The organism is Amycolatopsis aidingensis, from assembly GCF_018885265.1.
Lineage (GTDB): Bacteria > Actinomycetota > Actinomycetes > Mycobacteriales > Pseudonocardiaceae > Amycolatopsis > Amycolatopsis aidingensis.
This window is the reverse complement of sequence record NZ_CP076538.1, coordinates 317,529-337,555: the sequence shown is the minus strand read 5'-3', so window position 1 is coordinate 337,555 and position 20,027 is coordinate 317,529. Positions and strand designations below refer to the sequence as shown.

Here is a 20,027-nt window from a genome sequence, read left to right as displayed (position 1 = left end):
ACACAACTGTAACCTACCCATTGGTAGGTACACCCTGCGAAAACTCTGTGACCAAAGTCTGTATTCGCGTCTGCTCGTCATGCAGGAGATTTCCATGCTGAATGGTTCACGCAAGAGATCAAGACCCTGGCACCGGCTCGCGGCGACCTGCGGGGCCGCGGTACTGGTCAGTGGCCTGCTGAGTGCCGGAACGGCCGCCGCCGCACCGGTCACCTTCAACTACGACGTCACCGGTGGCACGGCTACGGTCGAGAAACTCGGCTCCACCCTGGAACTGGGCCAGGGCAGCCTGTCCGCGCACATCGACGTGGCGTCCGGTGAATTCGTCGCCGACCTCGACATGGACACGGCACATGGCGAGTTCACCGTATTCGGTTTCGTTCCGGTGAGCGCCGACCTCGATTTGATCCCACAGGGTCAGACGACCGGAAAAATTGACGGCGGCTCGGTGACAGCGGAGGCCAATGTCACCCTGAAACTGAGTAATGTGAAGGTGGCGGGTGTGCCCGCGTTCATCGGGGACAACTGCCGGACCAAGACCCCAGCCACCGTTTCGCTGGCCTCGGCCCCCGGCTTCAACCCGCTGGTCGGCGGTGACCTGCTCAGCACGTTCACCATCCCGAAGTTCAGTGGCTGCAAGGTACTCACCGTCATCCCCTGGGTAGCCGACCTCGCGCTGGACGCCCTGATCGCAGGCCCGGACAACGACCTGAAACTCACCCTCGCCTGGGCGAACTGATCGGCCGCCGGGGCGCGCAACCCGCGCCCCGGCCTTAGGCGCTGTTTAAGAAGGTGGCTGCCTGAGGTGATGCGCGGGCGCGCGCCTTCTTAAACACGGCCTTAGCGCGGCACCAGTCCGGTGATCTTCCAGCGGCCGTCCATCCGCTCGGCGTCCACGCTCAGCACGGCCGCGGTGGCGTTGCTCTTGCCGGTGTCCACTCTGGTGGCCGTCTGGTCAAGGAACACCAGCAGATGCGCACTGGACGAGTCCACGGTCCGCACCCCGCTGACCGAAACCGTGGTGGACAGCACCAGCTTCTGCTCCGGCGCCTTGTCCCGCACCTGACCGAACAGCAGGTCGTAGTCCTGCACCGCGGAACCGGCCAGCACCTGCTCGGCCGCCCGCTCGGTGGCCGCCATATCGTCGTAGGAATAGGAAAAGACCCGTTCCAGCGCCTCGCCGACCTGCCCGCTCACCTCGGTGGTCAGGCCGGTGTCCACCAGGGCGGCGTTGCCGTCCGCCCCACCGGAGGCCGCGGCCCGTGCCTCGGCAAGGAACCAGGACCCGAGCCCCACCAGCACCGCCGCGGTCAGCACCAGCAGCACCGGGGTTCCGGGCCCGCGCCGCGGGCGCGGCAGTCGCCACAGTCTCGCCAGTCTCGACACCGCCACTCTCCTCACTCGCCGCCGACACCGACCGCGCTCAACGCGCTCAGCTTCCAGCCGTCATCGGTACGGCGCAGTTCCACCTGGAACCGGTTGCGCCGTACCGCGGGCTCGGCACCCTCCTTGGTCACGGTGATCTCCACGGCGGTGATCACGGTGGCGGACCCGGCGCGCTGATCCAGCTCGGTCACCGCGGCGTCCACCACCTTCCCGCGGGTGGAGGTCCGCGCGCCGGTGATCCGCTCCCTGGTTCGCTGGGCGTCCTGCACCAGGCTGTCCCGCAGCGCCCCGGTCGCCGAATCGCGCCACCGGCTCATCCCCTCATCGAACCGGGTGTGGTCCATGGTGGTGAGGTTGGTGACGCCCTGCTCGCCTACCCGCAGCACCTCGTCCCTCGCCTGCGCGTAGCCGCCTGCCTGGTCGGCGGCCCGCCACCAGGAGAACCCGGCCCACCCCGCATAGCCGAGCGCGGCGACCACCAGCACCAGGGCCAGGATCATGCTCGCCCGCGGACGGCGCGGCCGGACCGGTTCCGGCTCCGTCGGCTCCGCCACCTCCGTCGGTTCCGCGGTACTTGTCACCGTCCACCTCGCAGCAGGTCGACCCCGAGCAACTGGCTCAGGCCATCCGGATCGGGCGCGGGCGCGCCCTTCGGTGCGTGCTGCGAACCCCGGACCGAACTCGGGTGCCCGTACGGCAGGGTGCAGCGCGCCCGCGTGTTCAGCTCCGGGGCGGGCGAGGTGTCGGTGCCCGGCCGGTACACCGTGTCCTGGTAGCCCCGGATGCATGGCTCCGGCTCGAAGAAGCGCAGCACCGAGGCGAACCGGGCCTCCCCGTCCCTGCCGACCACATCCTCGGTGGCGCTGAGCGCGAGCGGGTAGTAGACCAGCAACTGCTCGGTGGCCGCGGTCCTGCTCTCGAAGATCATCGAAGGGGTCAGCAGGTTCGCCAGCACCAGCCCGAGCCCCCTGCCGGACTCGGCCAGCAGCGCGCTGGTCTCCTCGGCGGCAGGCGGGGTGGCACCGATCAGCCTGCGCAGGTCGCCATCGGAATGCTTGAACTGCTCGGCGAGCAGCCGCAGGTCCCGGCTGAACGAGTCGATCGCGGGTGCCTGCTCCACCTGCGTGTTCAGCACGGTACGCGCGTCGGTGATCAACTTGCTGGTCTGCGGCAGGTGTTCCACGGCGGTGCGGGTGAACGCGTCCGCGCTGTCCATCAGCTTGCCAAGCTCCGGCCCGGTACCCTGGAAGGCCGCCCCGGCCTCGCGCACCACGGTACGCAGCGAGTCCAACGGTACCGAGGCGACCATGCTGTCCAATGTAGACATCACTTGTTCGACCGGGGGCGGGAGACTGGTCCGGTCCTGCTCGATCACCGATCCCTCGGTGAGGAAGGGGCCATCCGCCGACCGCGGCCGCAGGTCGAGGTACTGCTCCCCGACGGCGGACCGGTTGGTGACCACGGCCGCGGTGTCCGCGGGGATGGGCGGGGCCGAGTCCTCGAGGTAGAGGTCAGCCTCGATCCCCTCCCCTGCAAGCCGCATCGGGCCGACCCGCCCGACCTGCACCCCGCGATAGGTGACCTCCCCATTGGTGAACAGTCCGCCGGACGAGGCCAGCCGTACCTGCACCACCATCCCGCTGCCGCCGAACATCCGGTCCAGCCCGGCGTAGCTGTACCCGACGTAGCTCACGCCGACCAGCGCGACCAGCACGAACACGGCCACCTGGAGCTGCACCTTGCGCGTGATCATTTCTCGCCCCCTGGTAACGCGGGTGAATCCATCGGACGGAGCGGGACGACCGGGGCACCCGGCGCACCGGGTTCGGTGGGCTCACCCGGCGGCACCGGGGTGTCCAGATCGACGAACACGTTGCCGTAGTCGCCCCGGAACATCTCCATCGCCGAGTCCGGGAACGGGAAGGTCAGCAGCAGTTCGAAAGCCTCGGGCAGATCCTTGCCCGCGTCGGCGAGGTTGCGCAGGATCGGCTCCAGCCGCCGCAGGTCGGCCACCATATCCGCGCCGGCCTTGTCGATCGTGTCCACCGCGACGGCCGAGAGCGAATCCAGCGAGCGCAGCATCGTCACCAGCGACTCCCGCTGCTGGGCCAGGATCTCCACCCCAGGCTGGAGGTCACGCAGCACCTCGTCGATCCGCTCGCGCTGCCCGGCCAGGGTGGCCGAAAGCCGGTTCACCCCCTCCAGCGCCCTGGTGATCTCGTGCCGGTGCGCGTCCAGCTGACTGACAAATGTGTCCATATTGGACAGCAGTGCACGAAGTCCTTCCTCGTTGCCGTCCAGCGCCTGGTTCAGCTCGCTGGTGATCTGCTGGATCTGCCCGACACCGCCACCGTTGAGCAGCAGCGAGAGCGCGCCGAAGACCTCCTCCACCTCGGCGTTGCGATTGCTGCGCTCCAGCGGGATCAGCGCCCCGTCGTTGAGCTTCCCGGTCCCGCCGCCCGCGGGTTCGCTCAGCTGCACGAACTTCTCCCCGAGCAGGCTGGACTGCCGCACGCTCGCGTGCGCGTTCGCGGGCAGGTCGACCGACCCGTGCACCGAGACGGTCACCCGCGCCGTCCAGTCCTGTGGCGCGACCTCGATCCGGTCCACCCTGCCCACCGGCACGTCGTTCACCTTGACCCCGGCCTGCGGCACAAGGTCCAGCACGTTGGCGAACTCGATGGTCACCTGGTACGGATGCGCACCGAGATCGGCCCCACCGGGCAGCGGCAGCGCGTAGATCCCGTTGAACCCGCCCGCACCACAGCCGGTGAGCGAGAACGCGGCCAGCACGGCCACGGGCATGACCCGGCGGCGCATCAGTGCTTGTTCCCGAACGCGGTCACCTCGAGCAGTCAACTCCCGTTCAAGCGCCATCTCTCAGGAACCTCCCGTGCTGTAGGCGGGCCCGACCGGTGGCAGCGGCAGTGCGGGCGCGTCCTCCGGCGCACCGGAGTCCTGCTGGGACTGCGGCCACCACTCCAGCAGCAGGGTGCGGGAGTCCAGGGTGCGCCGCTGCGGGTTGTATCCCTGGTAGAAGTTCTCCACCGCGTTCGGCGCGGTGTCCAGCGCCTCGGCCAGCGAGTCCCGCTGGTCGACAAGCACCTTGGTGATCTCCACCAGTTTGTCCACGTTGGACTTGAGGTGCCCGCGGTTGTCCTTGATGAACCCGCGCACCGACTCCAGAGCGGTGGCAAGCTCGCTCACCGCGGCGCCCAGCTCGGTGCGTTCCCCGCTGAGGAAGGCGGAGATGTCGGCCAGCTGCCTGGCGAACTCGACCACCTGGTCGTCGTTGCCCGCCAGCATGCTGGTGAACTCCTGCAAGCTGGACACCGTGCCGAACAGCTCGTCCCTGGTGCCCGACAGCGTCTGGTTGGCCGCGGCCAGTTTGCTGATCGTGTCATTGATCAGCTTCCCGTTGCCGTCCGCATTCTCCGCGAGGGTGTCCAGCAGGTCCGAAAGCGCGCCATCGGAGTTCGCCCCGTCCGGGCCGAGCGCACCGGCCAGCTCGTCCAGGCTGGCGAACAGCTCGTCCAGCTCCGCAGGGGTGACCGTGCGCTGCACCGGGATCACCGCGCCCGAGGCCAGTTTCGGGCCCTGCGTGTACACCGGGACGAACTGCACGTACCTGTCGCTGACCAGGCTGGGCGCCACCACGGCGGCGGAGGCGCCTTCCGGGATCGGCACATCCGAGTCCACCGCGAGCTCCACCCGCACCCGCTCGCCCTCCGGGACCACCTCCGCCACCGTGCCCACCGGGATGCCGAGCACCCGCACGGTCGAGCCGGGGTAGAGGCCCACCGCCGCGGTGAAGTACGCGGTGAACCGCTGCTGCCCGCCCGGCCGGATGATCAGCACGGTGGCCGCGGCCAGCAGCACGGCGAGGATGGTCAGGGTGATGCCCGCACGCAGGCCCTTGCGCGTTCCGGCCGGGCTCATCGCGGTCCTCCTTGCGGGAAGGGTTCCTTCGGTGGCGCGCAGGGCTCGCCCTCCGGCGGTTCGATCAGCCCGCACAGGTAGGTCTCGATCCACCTGCCGTTGCCCATGGTGTTGCCGATCAGCCGGTAGTACGGGCCTGCCAGCGCCAGGCTGCGGTTCAGCTCCTCCTGGTTGCGTTGCAGCACGGCGTTCACCCGGTCCAGCTGCTCCAGCGCCGGGCGCAGCCGGCCCGAGTTGTCCGCGACCAGCCCGCGTAGCTGCGCGGAGAGCTCGCGGGTCCCGGAAAGCAACTCGCTGATCGACTCCTTGCGCGCGCGCAGCTCCGCCAGCAGCAGGTTGCCGTCGGAAAGCAGTTGCCGCACCGCGTCCTTGCGGTCGGCGAAGGTACGGGAGACCTTGCGGGTGTTCTCCAGCAGCTTGGCCAGCTCGGCATCCCTGGAGGCGATCGTCTCGGACAGCGCGGAAAGCCCTTCCAGTGCCGAGCGCACATGCGGTGGCGAGTCGGCGAAGGTCTCGGTGAGCACCCGCATCGACCTGGCCAGCCGGTCGGTGTCGATATCCCCGACGGTGGCGGAGAGCTGGTCGAACACCTCGTTGATGTCGAAGGGAGTGGTGGTGCGCTCCAGCGGGATGGGCTCGTCCGGGTCCTGCCGTGCGCTGCCCCGCGGGTCGATCGCAAGGTACTTCGAGCCCAGCAGGGTCTTGATCCCGATCTCCGCGGTGGTGCGGTCGCCGACCCAGGCGTCGTCCACCCGGAAGGTGACCCGCACGTGGTCGCCCTCCAGCTCGACGGCGGTGACCGTGCCGACCTTCACCCCGGCGGCCCGCACCTCGGTACTCGCGGTGAGGCCCGCGGCCTCGGCGAAGTGCGCGGTGTAGGTGGTGCCGCCGCCGATGATCGGCAGGTCCTCGGAGTAGAAGGTGACCAGCGCGATCAAGCTGAGCAGCACGATGCTCACCGTGCCGATGCCTGCCTGGTTGCGTTCGGAGAAACTTTTCATCGGTAGCACCTCGGCTCGGTGCGCGGGATCCCGGCCAGCGGCAGCGGCGAGCTTCCCGCCGCGGGCGAGGTGGTCGCCTCGCACAGGAAGAAGTTCATCCAGGAGCCGTAGGAGGACATCCGCGTCACCGACTCCATCTTCACTGGAAGGTTCCGCAGTGCGGATTCGACGATCTCCTCGTTGTCGGCGAGGTTCTCGGACAACCGGCCGAGCTCGCCGATGCTCGACCGCAGCGCCGGGCGGCCGTCCGCGAGCAGCCCGGCGGTGGAGTCGGCGAGATCACCAAGTGAGGTGATCGCCTCGCCGACCGGTTCGCGGTCCGCGGCCAGCCCGGAGACGAACCGCTGCACGGTGTCCAGCAAGGAGGACAGCTCGGAGCCGCGGGCGTTCACCGTGTCCAGCACCTGGTTCAGGTTGCCGATCACCTTGCCGATCACCTCGTCCTTGCCGGCGATGGTGGAGGTCAGCGAGGCGGTGTGCCGCAGCAGGCTGTCCACCGTGCTGCCCTCGCCCTGGAACACCTGGATCAGCTCGTAGGACAGCTTGTTCACGTCCTGTGGGGACAGCGCCTGGAACAGCGGGCGGAAACCGTTGAACAGCAGGGTCAGGTCCAGCGCGGGACTGGTGCGCTCCAGCGGGATCTCCCCGCCCGGCGGCAGCACCCCGTCCACCTCGCCGACGCCGCGCTCTAGCGCGATATAGCGCTGCCCGAGCATGTTGCGGTACTTCAGGCCCGCGGTCACCGAGGCGGGAAGGACCCGGTCGGCGTCAACCGAGAACTCCACCCTGGCCAGCCGCCGGTCGATCAGCTCGATGCTTTCCACCTCGCCGACCCGCACCCCGCCGACCCGCACGTCGTCCCCCTCCACCAGCGAGGTGACGTCGGTGAACCGCGCGGAGTACTCATGCGATGCCCGCAGGTCGGTGTTCGCGATGGACATCGCCAGCAGACCGGTGCTGAGCAGCGTGACGACGGCGAACACGATCAGTTTCACCAGCGGCGCAAGGATGTCCCTCATTCGAACTCCACCTCCGTCCCACGCAGCAACGGGCCGAGCAGCAGGCTGCTCCACTCCGGCACCTCCGCGGGCCGCACCCCCAGCGTCGGCGCCAGCACGGCGGCGAGAAAGTTCCTTTCCTGCGGGGAGTTCGCCGGACCCAGCTCGGAGTCCATCGTGGACAAAGCGGGGATCGCGGCTGCGGAGTCCTCGCCACCGTCCGAGCCGTAGCAGCGGGGACCGCGCGTGTCGTCGTAGCGCGGGTCGTCGGTCCCCGGGTAGTACTGCCCCCGGTCCGGCACGAACCGGAGTTTCACGTGCAGGCCGGGTTTGTCGGTGCCCTTGCCGAAGGTCTTCTCCAGCCGGGGGATCAGGTCGGTGACCGAGTCCAGCATGCAGGCGTACTGCGGGGCGTAGCGGGCCAGTACGTCCAGGGTGGGCCGGGCGGAGGCGGAGAGCCGGATCAGGGTTTCCTTGTTCTGTTCGAGGAACCCGGTGACGTCCCTGGTCGCGGCGGTGAGTGTGCGGTACAGCGCGTCCAGGTTCGCCCGCTGCTGCACCACCGTCCTGCTGGTCACGGTGAGATCGGAAAGCGCGTGCAGGAAGTCGCCAGCCGCGGCGTCGTAGGTGTCGGAGACGTCGGCGAAGGCGGAGATGTCGTCCTTGATCTCGGGTAGCTGCGGGTTCAGCTCGCCGAGGTAGTTGCCGACCCGGACCAGCGTGTCACCCAGCGGCTCGCCGCGCCCCTCCAGCGCCTGGGCGAGTGCGTTCAGGGTGCTCGCCAGCTGGGCCGGTTCCACCGAACGCAGCAGCGGCAGCAGGTTGTTCAGCACCCGCTCCAGCTCGATCGATGCGGCGGAGCGGTCCTGGCCGATCACGTCCCCGGCCGAAAGCGGGGTCGGCGCCGGGTCCGCGGGTTCGACCAGGCTCACGTACCGCTCCCCGAACAGGGTTTTCGGCAGCAGCCGGGCGGAGACGTTGCTGGGTACCTTGTCGATCAGCTCGGGGTCCATGGCCAGCTCGAGCTCGGCGGCGTCGCCGTGACTGTCCACTTCGCGCACCGTGCCCACGATCAGCCCGCGCATCTTCACATCCGCCTGTGCCTGGAGCTGGTTGCCGACGTGGTCGGCGCGCAGGGTCACCGGGACCTCGGTGCTGAACACGTCGCGGTAGATGGCGATGGTGAGCCACAGGAACACCGCCACGATCACCAGGTAGACCACGCCGAGCACGCGCAGCCCAGGGCTGCGGAACCGTTCCTCCGGACTGTGTCCCCTCATCCCGCGATCCTCACCGTCGTGGTGGTTCCCCAGATGGCAAGGCTGAGGAAGAAGTCGAGCACCGCGATGGTCACGATCGCCGAGCGCACGGCGCGCCCGACGGCCACCCCGACCCCGGCCGGGCCACCCGCGGCGCGGTAGCCGTAGTAGCAGTGCGCCAGGATGATCACCACGCTGAACACCAGCACCTTGACGAAGGACCAGACCACGTCCTCAGGGGGTAGGAACAAGGTGAAGTAGTGGTCGTAGGTCCCGGTCGACTGCCCGTAGAACTCCACGGTGATGGTGCGCGCGGCCAGGTAGGAGGTGAGCAGGCCGATCACGTACAGCGGGATGATCGCGATGAACCCGGCGATGATCCGGGTGGTGACCAGGAACGGGAGGCTGGGCACCCCCATCACCTCCAGCGCGTCGATCTCCTCGGAGATGCGCATCGCGCCAAGCTGCGCGGTGAACCCTGAGCCCACGGTCGCGGACAGCGCGAGCCCGGCCACCAGCGGGGCGATCTCGCGCGTGTTGAAGTAGGCGGAGAGGAACCCGGCGAAGGCCGAGGTGCCCACCTGGTTCAGTGCGGAGAAGCCCTGTAGGCCGACCACCGTGCCGGTGAACACGGAAAGGCCCACCATGACGCCGATCGTGCCGCCGATCACGGCGAGCGCCCCGGTGCCGAAACTGACCTCGGCCAGCAGCCGCACCACTTCCTTGAAGTACCGGTGCAGGGTGCGCGGCACCCACAGCAGGGCGCGCAGGTAGAAGGAAAGCTGGTCGCCGAGCCTGCCCAGCGGGTCCAGCGACCGGTCGACGGGCCCGCGCCGCTTCAGTCCCGTATCTGTCATCGGATCACAACGCCTTCGGCGGGACGATCTGCAAGTAGATCGTCGTGAGGATGAAGTTGAGGAAGAACAGCAGCAGGAAGGTGATCACCACGGACTGGTTCACCGCGTCCCCGACGCCCTTCGGTCCCGGCGGCGGGTTCAGCCCGCGGAAGGCCGCGACCATCCCGGCGATGAATCCGAAGAGGACTGCCTTGATCTCGCTGATCCACAGGTCCGGCAGCTGGGCCAGCGCGGAGAACGAGGCCAGGTAGGCCCCGGGGGTTCCGTCCTGCATGATCACGTTGAAGAAGTAGCCGCCGAGCACCCCGACCACGCTCACCATGCCGTTCAGCAGCACCGCGATCACGATCGCGGCATGCACCCTCGGCACCACCAGCCGGTGGATCGGGGACACCCCGAGCGCCCGCATCGCGTCGATCTCCTCCCGGATGGTGCGGGAGCCGAGATCGGCACAGACGGCGCTGCCGCCCGCGCCCGCGATCAGCAGCGCGGTGATCAGCGGGCTGGCCTGCTGGATCACCGCCAGCACGCTGGCCGACCCGGTGAACGACTGCGCGCCGATCTGCTGGGTCAGCGAACCCAGCTGCAGCGCGATCACCGCGCCGAACGGGATGGAAACCAGCGCCGCGGGCAGGATGCTGACCCGGACGATGAACCAGCACTGCTGGATGAACTCGCGGAACTGGTACGGCGGCTTCAGGCTCAGCCGCAACACATCCAGCCCCAGCGAGCACAACATTCCCACCTGGCGCAGCGCGGCAAGGCCCATGCTCGCGACCGGCGGGGCGCTCATGGCCGGTACCCCCTCGGCTGCGGGACGGGCACGCCGTAACGATGTCGCTCGGCATCGGTGAGGCAGGCCAGGATGTCCTGCCGTGCCTGTTCCGGGAGCTGGGGCAGCAGCCGCATCACCCGGTCCTTGCGCCGCTGGACGGCCCGCCGCGGCGGCAGCCCCGGCGTCGGTTCGAGCTGCGGCACCACCCGCGCCTGCTCCTCGGGCTCCTCGCCGGGGTCCTGGGCCGCCTCGGCGGCCATGGTGGCGCTGTCCTTCTCCTCGCTCATCCCGATCGGGCCGATCCGCCTGCCGCGCAGGAACTGGGCCACCGCGGGTTCGGTGCTGGTCAGCAGCACCTCACGCGGCCCGAACAGGACCAGCCTGCGGCGGAACAGCATCCCGACGTTGTCCGGAACCGTGCGCGCCACGGCGATGTTGTGCGTGACGATCAGGATCGTGGTGTCCAGCTGCGCGTTCAGGTCGATCAGCAGCTGGGCGAGATAGGCGGTGCGGACCGGGTCGAGTCCGGAGTCCGGCTCGTCGCACAGGATGATCCGCGGCTCCAGCACCAGCGCCCTGGCCAGCCCGGCCCGCTTGCGCATCCCGCCGGACAGCTCGCCGGGCAGTTTCCGTTCCGCGCCGGTGAGCCCGACCAGCTCCATTTTCGCCCCGACGAGCTGCCGGATCTCCGTCTCACTCTTGCGCGTGTGCTCGCGCAGCGGGAAGGCGATGTTGTCGTAGAGGTTCATCGAGCCGAACAGGGCACCGTCCTGGAACAGCACCCCGAACTGCCTGCGGGCGGAGTACAGCTGGTGTTCCGAGCAGCGCACCAGGTCCACCCCGTCCAGCCGGACACTGCCCCGCTCCGGCCGGAGCAGACCGATCAGGCATTTCAGGAACACGGACTTGCCGGTTCCGGACGGCCCGAGCAGCACGCTCACCTCGCCCTCCGGCAGCACCAACGAGACGTCCCGCCAGATGTTCTGGCTCCCGAAGGACTTGCTCAGGCCCTCCACGGCCACTTCGGCACCCATCGGCTATCCCTCCTCCGGCCGCGCGCACACCGGTGGCGGGTCGGGAACCGAGCACTCCCGGATCGGGCTGAACTCGATCCGGATGTGGTTGTCCGGGCCGGAGACGAGGTTGGTGAACAGCGAGTCCAGCGGCTCGGTGACGCCGCAGTTCGCGAACTCCGGAATGGTGTACTCCGACTCCATGACCCCGCCGTTGGCCAGGTCCCACTCGCCCGGCTCGGAGGAGAGCTCGATCTCGATCGGCACCCTGGTGCCGCAGTCCGGCCCGACATCGAGCGGCGTCCCGTTCACCCGGACGTCGCGCATGGTCATCATCGCGGTCGCGGTGCCCTCGAACACGAACTCCAGCGGGTCGACCGAGCCCTCGGCCGGGGCGGTCTGACTGACCTTGACCAGCGCGGATGCCGGCACGAACCGGAAGATCACGAACGAGTCCCTTGTCTCGGGCAGCCACAGGTCGCCGCTGATCCCGTTGCAGTACAGGATTCCGCCGGTGTCGGGGTTGCGGCGTAGCCAGAGCCAGAGGTCCCCGCCGAGGTAGCCGGGTGGTCCGAACACGATGTCCGAGTCCAGCTTCCGGACCCCGGCGGTCACCACCACGTTGTAGTAGCCCCGCCGGACCTGGATCGCGTCCGGCGGTATCTCGGTACCGCACAGGTTGGCGGTGTCGGCCGCCGCCCCCGGTGGGCCTTCCCCGGCCCGGTGCGCCGAGGAGGAAGCGTCGGTTGTGTCTACTGTGGACTGCGAAGGGATCGTGCTTCGCGTGCTGGACCCGGTCGATCCGGGTGTGCTCGGGTCCGTTGTGGTGCTGGGGGTGGGAGTCCGGTCGGCCGCCGCCACCCGCACGGTGGCCAGCGCGGTGTCCTGGCCCTCCTCCACGGTGCAGAACACCCCGGCGGGCGAGCCCGCCGCACCGGTCTCGGCCCCGGTCCCGGTCTCGGCCTCGCCGAGCAGGATCAGCTCGGGCCGGTCCAGGGTCAGCGCTACCTCACCGGCCGCGTTGGTCGCGATCGGTTCCAGCTCGCCGGGTAGCCGCAGGACGAGCTCGCCATCGTCGGGCAGCGGCTGGGCAGGCAGCTCCGCCTTCGCCTGCGCCTTGGCCCGCTTTCCCGCGTGCTGGGCGAAGGCGTTCACCCGCACGGTGCCGGCCAACGAGTCCATCCCCGCGGCCCGCAACGCGGTGACCGTGCCTGCGGGCAGGACCAGGCCCACCGAGACGTCCGCGGCCCGCAGGTCCTCCGGTGCCCGGACCACCGTGGGGAAACTCGCGGTGAGACCCGCCGTCAACGGCTGGCTGCCTGCCCCAGGGAACTCGCAGGTGTTGCGCAGGCTCGTGGTCACCGGCTGGAGCACGGCGTCCCCGGTGTCCGGCGCGCTGCCCGCGGCCACCGGGCCCGCCACCAGGGTCAGCGCCGCCACCGCCGCGACCGCGGCACCACGTGACCGTCGCCGCGGTACCGATCGAACAGACAGCACGGAATCTCCTCAGCTCTCGGTCCTCACTCGGTGATCGGGATCGTGGCCAGGTGCGGATCCTGCGGCGGATCGGTCGTGGTGATCGCGCAGGTGACGTCGAACTCCCCCAGCTCGATCGGGGAACCGTCCACGCGCCGGGCGTCGATGGTCGCGGTGAACTCCTCGCCTGCGGCCAGTGTCAGCGTGCCGGGCTGGTAGGCGATCAGTGAGGGCATGGTCCCGGTGATGGTGACCGGCAGTTCCCCTTCCGGCGGAACCTCGGTAACCGGAATGCGCAGCCCCGGAATCCCCAGCGTGGTGCGGAGACCGCTGATGTCGGCGTCCACATCGGCCCGTGCGGTACCTTCGAACGTGGCCGCTTCCAGCAGGTTCAGCACGGTGACGATGTCCTCGTTCAGGGTGAGCGCGATGGTCACGTCGCTGTTCGCCTGGAACCGTTCGCCCACCTCGACCGAGTCCGGCAGGCTCACCCGGACAGTGCCGCTGAGCTCCTGCGGGACGAGATAGGGGAACTCGCAGGTGTAGGTGAGTTCCTTGTCCACCTCGATGGCGTCCACCTCGGCCGCGGCCGAGGTGGGCGCGGTCAGCATGGCAGCCATCGCGGGCACGAGGGCAACCATCGAAAGGCCACGCGGCATCGGATCTCCTTCCACTGGAACGATCCGGTCCGTGCCCGCCGGGCCGGCGGGCACGGACCGGGTCGCTGGTCAGGCGACGATCGGGACCGTCGCCAGGTGCGTGTCCTGACCGGCCTGCGGCTGGCAGGGCACGTCGAAGGTGCCGAGCGCGGTTTCGTTGCCCGCGGCGTCCCGCGGGGTGAGCGTGCCGTTCAGGTCACCGGCCGCCACCGAGAGATCCCCGGCCGCACGGAAGATCAACGACGGGGTGTTGATCGGCAGGGACGCGGTCAGCCCGCCCGCCGCGGGCACGTCCACCGGCGGGATGGTGGCCGGCAGGCCAAGGGTCAGCTCCAGCGTGCCGCTGGCGTCGGTGAGGCTGGCGTGCAGGTCGGCCTGGCCGGAACCCTCGACCGTGGCGGCTCCGTTGTCCCGCAGCACATCCACGCTCGCCTCGTTGATATCCGCCTGTACCTCGGCGTCGGTGATCTCGGCGCGCTGGCCCACCTGCGCCTGGTCCGGGAAGGTGGCCGTCACCCTGCCCACGGCGTCCTGCTGCCCGGCCTCGGGGAAGGTGCAGGTGTAGGCGAGTTCCTTGTCCACGCTGCCCTGGGCCGACACACCGGTCGCCGGGCCCGCCGTGGCCGCGCCGGTGACGTCGATCGTGCCGAGGTGCGGGTCCTGGCCCGCATCCTGCGTGCACGGGATGTCGATCGGGTTGCCCAGCGCGGTGTCGTTGCCGTTCGCGTCCAGCGCGGTGGCCGAGGCGAAGAACTGCTGGCCCGCGCTGATCTCCAGCGAGCCCGGTTCGTACAGGATGAAGCTGGGCATCGGACCGGTCATGCTGCTGCTCATCGGGCCGCTGGCCGGGATGTCCTGCTTCGGCGCCTTCAGGTTCGGCACTCCGATGGTGAGGTCCCTGCCGCCGAAGGCGACGTCCACATCGGCGACCCCATCGGCCTCCATGGTGGCGGCGCCGATCAACCGGAACGCGGTCACGATGTTCTCGCTGAGCGTGAAGTCGATGGCGAGACCGGTGGGCTGGATCCGGTCCCCGACGGCAGCCGAGGCCGGCAGGTCGACACTGACCGTCGCGGTGACCGGCTGCGGGCCGACCAGTGGGAAGGTGCAGGTGTAGGTGAGTTCCTTGCTGACCACGTCCAGCGGACTCGTGGTGTACGCGGTGGCGGGTCCGGCGGCGAGCGCGCCGGCCAGTGCGGTGACCATGCCTACCGTGGTCACCGACGCCACGGTACGCAGTCTGGATGAAGATACGCGACCAATCATACGAATTCTCCTAAGGCCGGATGCGGGCCCCCCGGGCGAGCGCAGCACCATTAACGGAGGCTGGCCGCGGCCCACATCAATAGACCCAACGGGACGTATTGCGGTAGTCGAGTCCAATTTCCTTCAGATATCTACCAGCCAGTAGGTTACTTCAGTGTGACGCGGGAAACAAGTGTCCACTTGCCGCGGGATCGTTCCAGATCAACCGCTTCAGGAATTTGTCACCAAGCTGCCAAAAAGGCTTGTTGAACATTGTGATGTCCCAGCCAGGTTTTCCGGGAAGACCACGCCTGCTGGTTCGTTCGGCGCAACGAGGTGGGCGAACAAGCCCAGTATAGGCAGGTTGCGGCCGACTGAGCTAACCCGAACGGACGTCACCCGACCTGCACCGACACGCCGTGAGATGCCCGGGCCACATACCCGAAAGGCCACCAAAAACGACAGGATTCCCGGTTTTCACATGACAATTATCCAGCACCGTCGAAGATTGAAACAATCCCCGACCGGACGCGGACGTGCACCCCGAACACAACCCGGCCGACCTGGGTTTTCGGCCACCGGAAGATCGCCGGAAGATCAATCAATGGTCGCCCGCATGTTTTGTGTTAACCATGAGCGAATTGAACCCGTTGACAAGCACCCTGACCATCGATATTGTGACGCAGGTTACAAGATTCGCGGACCTGTCGGACAAGGGTGGCGTGATCTGTTGAGACCAAGGGGAAGATCCGTGGAATGGGTCGCCGGGCCGGATTCGAGCCGGCGAACGGTATCGCGCAACGGCGAAGGTGAACCGGGCTGCACCGGCACGGACGATCCCTGGTCCGCCCTGCCGCGCAGCCTCGCCGCGATGTTCCGGCCACGGGCGGGCGATGTCGCCGCGGCGATCCTGCACGAGATCCAGCGCTCGATCCCGGAGTACGCCCGGCCGCTGGAAGGCCGCTTCGGGGAAGCGATCACCGAGGGAATCGAGCAGGCGATCAACCAGTTCATCGAGCGGATGGCCGATCCGGACGCCTCCAAGGAGGAGGCGGCGAAGCTGTTTCGCTGGCTCGGCAAGCTGGAGGTCAGCGAGGGCCGCGGGGTGGACACCCTGCAGACCGCATATCACGTCGGCGCGCGGGTCGCCTGGCGGTTGATCGCCGAGTTCGGCCAGGCCGCCCAGCTGTCCTCGGCCACCATCTGCCAGCTCGCCGACGCGCTGTTCGTCTACATCGATGAGATCTCCGCGTTGTCGGTGGAGGGCTACGCCGCGGCGAAGGTACGCAACGCGGGCGCGCTGGAACGCCGCCGAAGACGCCTGCTGGAGCTGATCCTTTCCGACCCACCGGTTTCCACCGAGGCGCTCGGCGAGCTGGCCGGGCCCGCGCGGTGGGAGCTACCCGAACATATCGCGGCGGTCGCGCTGGAACGCCGGGACGAGCTCGCCGAACCGGCGGCGCTGGCGCTGGACGACGGGGTGCTCGCCGATCTCGGCGACAGCGAGCCCTACCTTATCGTGGCCGATCCGGACCGACGACGGTCCGAACTGGAGTCCGAACTGGCCTGCCGGTCCGGCTGGCGAGCCGTGGTCGGCCCGAAAGTCCGGCTTTCCGAGGCGAACATCTCGCTGCGCTGGGCCCGGCGCGCGCTCGAGCTCGCCCGCCGCGGGGTACTGGCCGACCAGCAGCTGATCTGGTGCGGGGAGCACCTCCCCACCCTGCTGCTGACCACCGACGAGTTCCTGGTCCGCGAGCTCGCCCGGTCCTGTCTCGCCCCGCTGGACCCGCTGACCGTCAAGCAACGCACCCGGCTCAGCGAGACCCTGCTCGCGCTGCTGGAGACCAGGGGCAGTGCGCCGGAGATCGCGACCCGCCTGCACATCCACCCGCAGACCGTCCGGTACCGCCTGCACCAGCTGGAGGACCTGTTCGGGGACCGGCTGCGCGACCCGGACGAACGCTTCGCGCTCGAGATCTCCCTGCGCGCCCTCCAGCTGCTCAGCTGAGCGTGGTGAGGAAGGCGAGAATGCTGCTGGTGTCGGCCTGGCCGAGCAGTTCGCGTTCCACCTTGCCGATCTTCGCCGCGATCCGCTTGTAGGCGGCACGCCCACGCGGGCTGAGGTACACGCGCACCCGGCGGCGGTCCTCGGCGTCCACCTCGCGGTAGACCACCGCGTTCGACACCAGCTTGTCCACCACCCTGGTCAGGGTCGGGCCGGTGACCATGGTCCTGGTGGCGAGGTCGGCCATGGACAACCCGCGTTGCTCGGCCAGCGCCTCGACCACCAGCCACTGGTCCAGGCTGAAGCCCTCCGGCTTGAGCAGTTGCTCCACCCGGAAAGTGACCACCCGTGCCGCCCTGGTGAGCACCCGGATCAGTGGCTCGGCGGAGGCGATCTCACTATCGGTAGCGCTGTCCTCACGCATCTCGTGCCGCCCGTCCTCCCTCTTGCGGAAACCTCAGCCGATTGTAAGACTTCCAGGTGAAAGTAAGTCCACCATTGCCGTAGCACGGACCTCGCGGAGACCCCATGGCATTCGGTGTCGCCGCCGGAAGCCGCCGCGACATCTGGAATGTCGCGATGGTGATTCCCTTGCAGGGGCCGGCAGGGCTGTTCGGGCCCTCCTGCGAGGCGATCACGGAACTCGCCGCGCACGAGATCAACGCCGAGGGCGGCATCCTGGGCAGGGAGGTCCGGTTCGAGGTACTGGACGGTGGCGCCGCACCGCAGGCCATCGCGAGTGAGCTGCGCGAACTCGTCGAGCACGGCCGGGTGGACGCGGTGAGCGGCTGGCACATCTCCTCGGTACGCAACGCACTCGCGCCGGTACTCGCCGATCGCGTCCCATACGTGTACTCGTCCCTTTACGAGGGTGGCGAGCGCAGGCCGGGCATCTTCTGCTCGGGCGAGACCCCGCGAATGCAGGTCGCGCCCGCGCTGCGCTGGCTGCGGGACAACCTCGGCGCGCGGCGGTGGTTCGTGGTCGGTGACGACTACGTGTGGCCGCATGTATCCACCGCGGCGGTGCGCCAGTTCGCCCGCGAGCTCGACCTGGACATCGCGGGCGAGGCCTTCGTCGGTCTCGGCGCAGGCGATATGACCCGGCTGGTGCGCAGGGTCGAGGCCACCCCGTGCGACGGGGTGCTGATGCTGCTCGTCGGGCACGACGCGGTGGAGTTCAACCGCGAGTTCGCCCGGCGCGGGCTGCCCGAGCGGTTGCTGCGGTTCAGCCCGCTGATGGAGGAGAACATGCTGCTCGCCAGCGGGCACGCGGCGACGGGCAACCTGTTCGTCTCGGCCGCGTACTTCCGTTCTCTGGTCAGCGCCGACGCGCTGGATCTGCTCGGCAGGTATGTCGGCCTGCACGGACCGAGCGCGCCGGCGCTGAACAACGCGGCCGAGTCCTGCTACGAAGGATTACACACCCTGGCAAGCCTCGCCCGCCGGGCAGGAACCGCGGACCTGCCCGAGTTGAACGCCGCCATCGACGGCGTCGCCTACCACGGGCCGCGCGGCACCGTGGAGTTCCACGGCCAGCAGGCCAGCCAGCACGTCCACCTCGCCATCGCGGACGGCTACGACTTCGACGTCATCACCCGGCTCTGAGCGGCCGTACCGGCAGTACCCCTTGACGGCACCCCCTTGCCGACTTATTTTCATCTGAAATTATTCCATCCGATCCTAATCGGAGGCGCCCGATGAACAACGTGGGTCTGCTCTACGTCGGCGCGGTGTTGCTGGTGAACGGCCTGATGCTGCTGGGCAAGGTGCCCACCCGCTCGGCAGGGCCGCTGAACCTGTTCGTCGGCGCCCTGCAGTGCGTCACCCCTACCGTGCTGATCATTCAGGCCGGTGACGACACGGACGCCATCCTCGCCGCCTCCGGCCTGTACCTGTTCGGCTTCACGTATCTCTACGTCGGGATCGCCAACCTGGCGAACCTCGAACCCGAGGGCGTCGGCTGGTTCTCGCTGTTCGTAGCCGCCGCCGCGGTGGTGTACGCGGGAATCTCGTTCTGGCGCCAGGGTGACCCGGTGTTCGGCGTCATCTGGCTCGCCTGGGCCCTGCTGTGGTCGTTGTTCTTCCTGGTGCTCGGCCTCGGGATGACCGGGCTGACCAAGTTCACCGGCTGGACGGTGGTCCTGCTCAGCCAGCCGACCTGCTCGGTGCCCGCGTTCCTTGCCATGACCGGCGCCTACACCTCGGACGGCCCAGCCGCGCTGCTCGCCGCCGGTATCGGCGTCGTGCTGGTGGCCACGGCGGCACTGCTCTCCCGGGAGCGCGCGACCCAGCCCGCTCCCGCGACCGCGTGACGCAATGTCCTACTGAAGTAAATCGAAGGAGAAACTGATGCGACACGGTGATATCTCGGCCAGCCCCGACACCGTCGGCGTCGCGGTGGTCAACTACAAGATGCCGCGGCTGCACACCAAGTCCGAGGTGCTGGAGAACGCGCGCAAGATCGCCGACATGGTGGTCGGGATGAAGACCGGGCTGCCCGGAATGGACCTGGTGGTGTTCCCGGAGTACTCCACCCAGGGCATCATGTACGACCCGGACGAGATGTTCGCGACCGCGGCCACCGTTCCCGGCGAGGAGACCGAGATCTTCAGCGCTGCCTGCCGCGAGGCGGACACCTGGGGCGTCTTCTCGATCACCGGCGAGCAGCACGAGGACCACCCGAACAAGCCGCCGTACAACACGCTGATCCTGATCAACAACCACGGCGAGATCGTGCAGAAGTACCGCAAGATCCTGCCCTGGTGCCCGATCGAGGGCTGGTACCCGGGTGACAACACCTATGTCACCGACGGCCCGAAGGGGATGAAGATCTCGCTGATCATCTGCGATGACGGCAACTACCCCGAGATCTGGCGCGACTGCGCGATGAAGGGCGCCGAGCTGATCGTCCGTTGCCAGGGCTACATGTACCCGGCGAAGGAGCAGCAGGTGATCATGGCGAAGTCGATGGCATGGGCGAACAACTGCTACGTGGCGGTGGCGAACGCGGCCGGCTTCGACGGCGTGTACTCCTACTTCGGCCACTCCGCGATCATCGGTTTCGACGGCCGCACGCTCGGCGAGACCGGCGAGGAGGAGTACGGCATCCAGTACGCGCAGATCTCGCTGTCGGCGATCCGGGACGCGCGGGAGAACGACCAGTCCCAGAACCACCTGTTCAAGCTGCTGCACCGTGGCTACTCCGGGGTGCATGCCGCGGGTGACGGGGACAAGGGCGTCGCCGACTGCCCGTTCGAGTTCTACAAGCAGTGGGTCACCGACGCCACCAAGGCGCAGGAGAACGTGGAGGCGATCACCCGCAGCACCGTCGGGGTGGTCGACTGCCAGGTCGGTGACCTTCCGGTGGAAAAGACGATGCAGGCCTGACAACTTCCCCGGCGAAGAAAGGATATC

20 protein-coding genes are annotated in these 20,027 nt (G+C 68.6%); 5 read left to right on the top strand and 15 right to left on the bottom strand.

Translation table 11 applies throughout. The annotated features are described in order from the left end of the window. Positions 1-94 precede the first annotated feature (94 nt). Entirely contained in the window at positions 95-739 is a 645-nt protein-coding gene (locus KOI47_RS01735; RefSeq protein WP_216213171.1) for a hypothetical protein, read from the top strand. A gap of 101 nt (positions 740-840) precedes the next feature. Here the strand turns inward: KOI47_RS01735 and KOI47_RS01730 are convergent, their stop codons facing one another. The 14 genes from KOI47_RS01730 to KOI47_RS01665 all read right to left on the bottom strand — a co-directional run bounded on the left by KOI47_RS01730 (position 841) and on the right by KOI47_RS01665 (position 14,584). Continuing rightward, on the bottom strand, positions 841-1,386 hold the full coding sequence (locus KOI47_RS01730; protein WP_216213168.1) for a hypothetical protein: 546 nt from the start codon (positions 1,384-1,386) through the stop codon (positions 841-843). 11 nt (positions 1,387-1,397) lie between these two features. Continuing rightward, positions 1,398-1,967 carry a hypothetical protein gene (locus KOI47_RS01725; protein WP_232376485.1) on the bottom strand — a complete coding sequence of 190 codons (570 nt, stop codon included), beginning with the start codon at positions 1,965-1,967 and terminating at the stop codon, positions 1,398-1,400. After that, on the bottom strand, positions 1,964-3,139 hold the full coding sequence (locus tag KOI47_RS01720) for an MCE family protein (RefSeq protein WP_216213165.1): 1,176 nt from the start codon (positions 3,137-3,139) through the stop codon (positions 1,964-1,966). The genes KOI47_RS01725 and KOI47_RS01720 overlap by 4 nt, the downstream gene beginning before the upstream one ends. Continuing rightward, positions 3,136-4,206 carry an MCE family protein gene (locus KOI47_RS01715; RefSeq protein WP_216213162.1) on the bottom strand — a complete coding sequence of 357 codons (1,071 nt, stop codon included), beginning with the start codon at positions 4,204-4,206 and terminating at the stop codon, positions 3,136-3,138. The genes KOI47_RS01720 and KOI47_RS01715 overlap by 4 nt, the downstream gene beginning before the upstream one ends. A 60-nt stretch (positions 4,207-4,266) precedes the next feature. Then, positions 4,267-5,325, bottom strand: a complete 1,059-nt coding sequence (locus KOI47_RS01710; RefSeq protein WP_216213159.1) for an MCE family protein — start codon at positions 5,323-5,325, stop codon at positions 4,267-4,269. Next, complete coding sequence (locus KOI47_RS01705) at positions 5,322-6,326, bottom strand: MCE family protein (protein ID WP_216213156.1); 1,005 nt, start codon at positions 6,324-6,326, stop codon at positions 5,322-5,324. The genes KOI47_RS01710 and KOI47_RS01705 overlap by 4 nt, the downstream gene beginning before the upstream one ends. Further along, complete coding sequence (locus KOI47_RS01700) at positions 6,323-7,345, bottom strand: MCE family protein (protein WP_216213153.1); 1,023 nt, start codon at positions 7,343-7,345, stop codon at positions 6,323-6,325. Before KOI47_RS01700 ends, KOI47_RS01705 begins: the two co-directional genes overlap by 4 nt. Further along, positions 7,342-8,604: an MCE family protein gene (locus KOI47_RS01695; RefSeq protein ID WP_216213150.1), complete on the bottom strand. Its 1,263-nt coding sequence runs from the start codon at positions 8,602-8,604 to the stop codon at positions 7,342-7,344. The genes KOI47_RS01700 and KOI47_RS01695 overlap by 4 nt, the downstream gene beginning before the upstream one ends. Next, complete coding sequence (locus KOI47_RS01690) at positions 8,601-9,440, bottom strand: MlaE family ABC transporter permease (protein WP_216213143.1); 840 nt, start codon at positions 9,438-9,440, stop codon at positions 8,601-8,603. Before KOI47_RS01690 ends, KOI47_RS01695 begins: the two co-directional genes overlap by 4 nt. 4 nt (positions 9,441-9,444) lie before the next feature. Further along, a complete protein-coding gene (locus KOI47_RS01685) occupies positions 9,445-10,233 on the bottom strand; it encodes an MlaE family ABC transporter permease (RefSeq protein WP_216213140.1) in 789 nt (262 codons plus the stop codon). Beyond that, a complete protein-coding gene (locus KOI47_RS01680) occupies positions 10,230-11,249 on the bottom strand; it encodes an ABC transporter ATP-binding protein (protein ID WP_216213137.1) in 1,020 nt (339 codons plus the stop codon). The genes KOI47_RS01685 and KOI47_RS01680 overlap by 4 nt, the downstream gene beginning before the upstream one ends. Before the next feature lie 3 nt (positions 11,250-11,252). Next, positions 11,253-12,725, bottom strand: coding sequence for a DUF6801 domain-containing protein (locus tag KOI47_RS01675; RefSeq protein ID WP_216213135.1), 1,473 nt, complete (start codon positions 12,723-12,725; stop codon positions 11,253-11,255). A 23-nt stretch (positions 12,726-12,748) separates the two neighbouring features. Beyond that, entirely contained in the window at positions 12,749-13,363 is a 615-nt protein-coding gene (locus KOI47_RS01670) for a DUF6801 domain-containing protein (RefSeq protein WP_216213132.1), read from the bottom strand. Positions 13,364-13,432: 69 nt separating this feature from the next. Further along, positions 13,433-14,584, bottom strand: coding sequence for a DUF6801 domain-containing protein (locus KOI47_RS01665; protein ID WP_216213130.1), 1,152 nt, complete (start codon positions 14,582-14,584; stop codon positions 13,433-13,435). Positions 14,585-15,359: 775 nt separating this feature from the next. Between KOI47_RS01665 and KOI47_RS01660 the strand changes: the two genes are divergently transcribed. Further along, positions 15,360-16,616 carry a helix-turn-helix domain-containing protein gene (locus KOI47_RS01660; protein ID WP_232376484.1) on the top strand — a complete coding sequence of 419 codons (1,257 nt, stop codon included), beginning with the start codon at positions 15,360-15,362 and terminating at the stop codon, positions 16,614-16,616. Here the strand turns inward: KOI47_RS01660 and KOI47_RS01655 are convergent. Continuing rightward, positions 16,609-17,037, bottom strand: a complete 429-nt coding sequence (locus KOI47_RS01655; protein ID WP_216213129.1) for a MarR family winged helix-turn-helix transcriptional regulator — start codon at positions 17,035-17,037, stop codon at positions 16,609-16,611. The two genes, KOI47_RS01660 and KOI47_RS01655, sit on opposite strands and share 8 nt — an antisense overlap. Positions 17,038-17,192: 155 nt before the next feature. On the opposite strand from KOI47_RS01655, the gene KOI47_RS01650 reads away from it, so the two are divergent. The 3 genes from KOI47_RS01650 to KOI47_RS01640 all read left to right on the top strand — a co-directional run bounded on the left by KOI47_RS01650 (position 17,193) and on the right by KOI47_RS01640 (position 20,000). After that, positions 17,193-18,218: a substrate-binding domain-containing protein gene (locus KOI47_RS01650; RefSeq protein ID WP_216213126.1), complete on the top strand. Its 1,026-nt coding sequence runs from the start codon at positions 17,193-17,195 to the stop codon at positions 18,216-18,218. Positions 18,219-18,310: 92 nt separating this feature from the next. Further along, complete coding sequence (locus tag KOI47_RS01645; RefSeq protein ID WP_216213122.1) at positions 18,311-18,925, top strand: AmiS/UreI family transporter; 615 nt, start codon at positions 18,311-18,313, stop codon at positions 18,923-18,925. A 37-nt stretch (positions 18,926-18,962) separates the two neighbouring features. Beyond that, entirely contained in the window at positions 18,963-20,000 is a 1,038-nt protein-coding gene (locus tag KOI47_RS01640; RefSeq protein ID WP_216213119.1) for an aliphatic amidase, read from the top strand. The last annotated feature ends 27 nt before the right edge of the window (positions 20,001-20,027 follow it).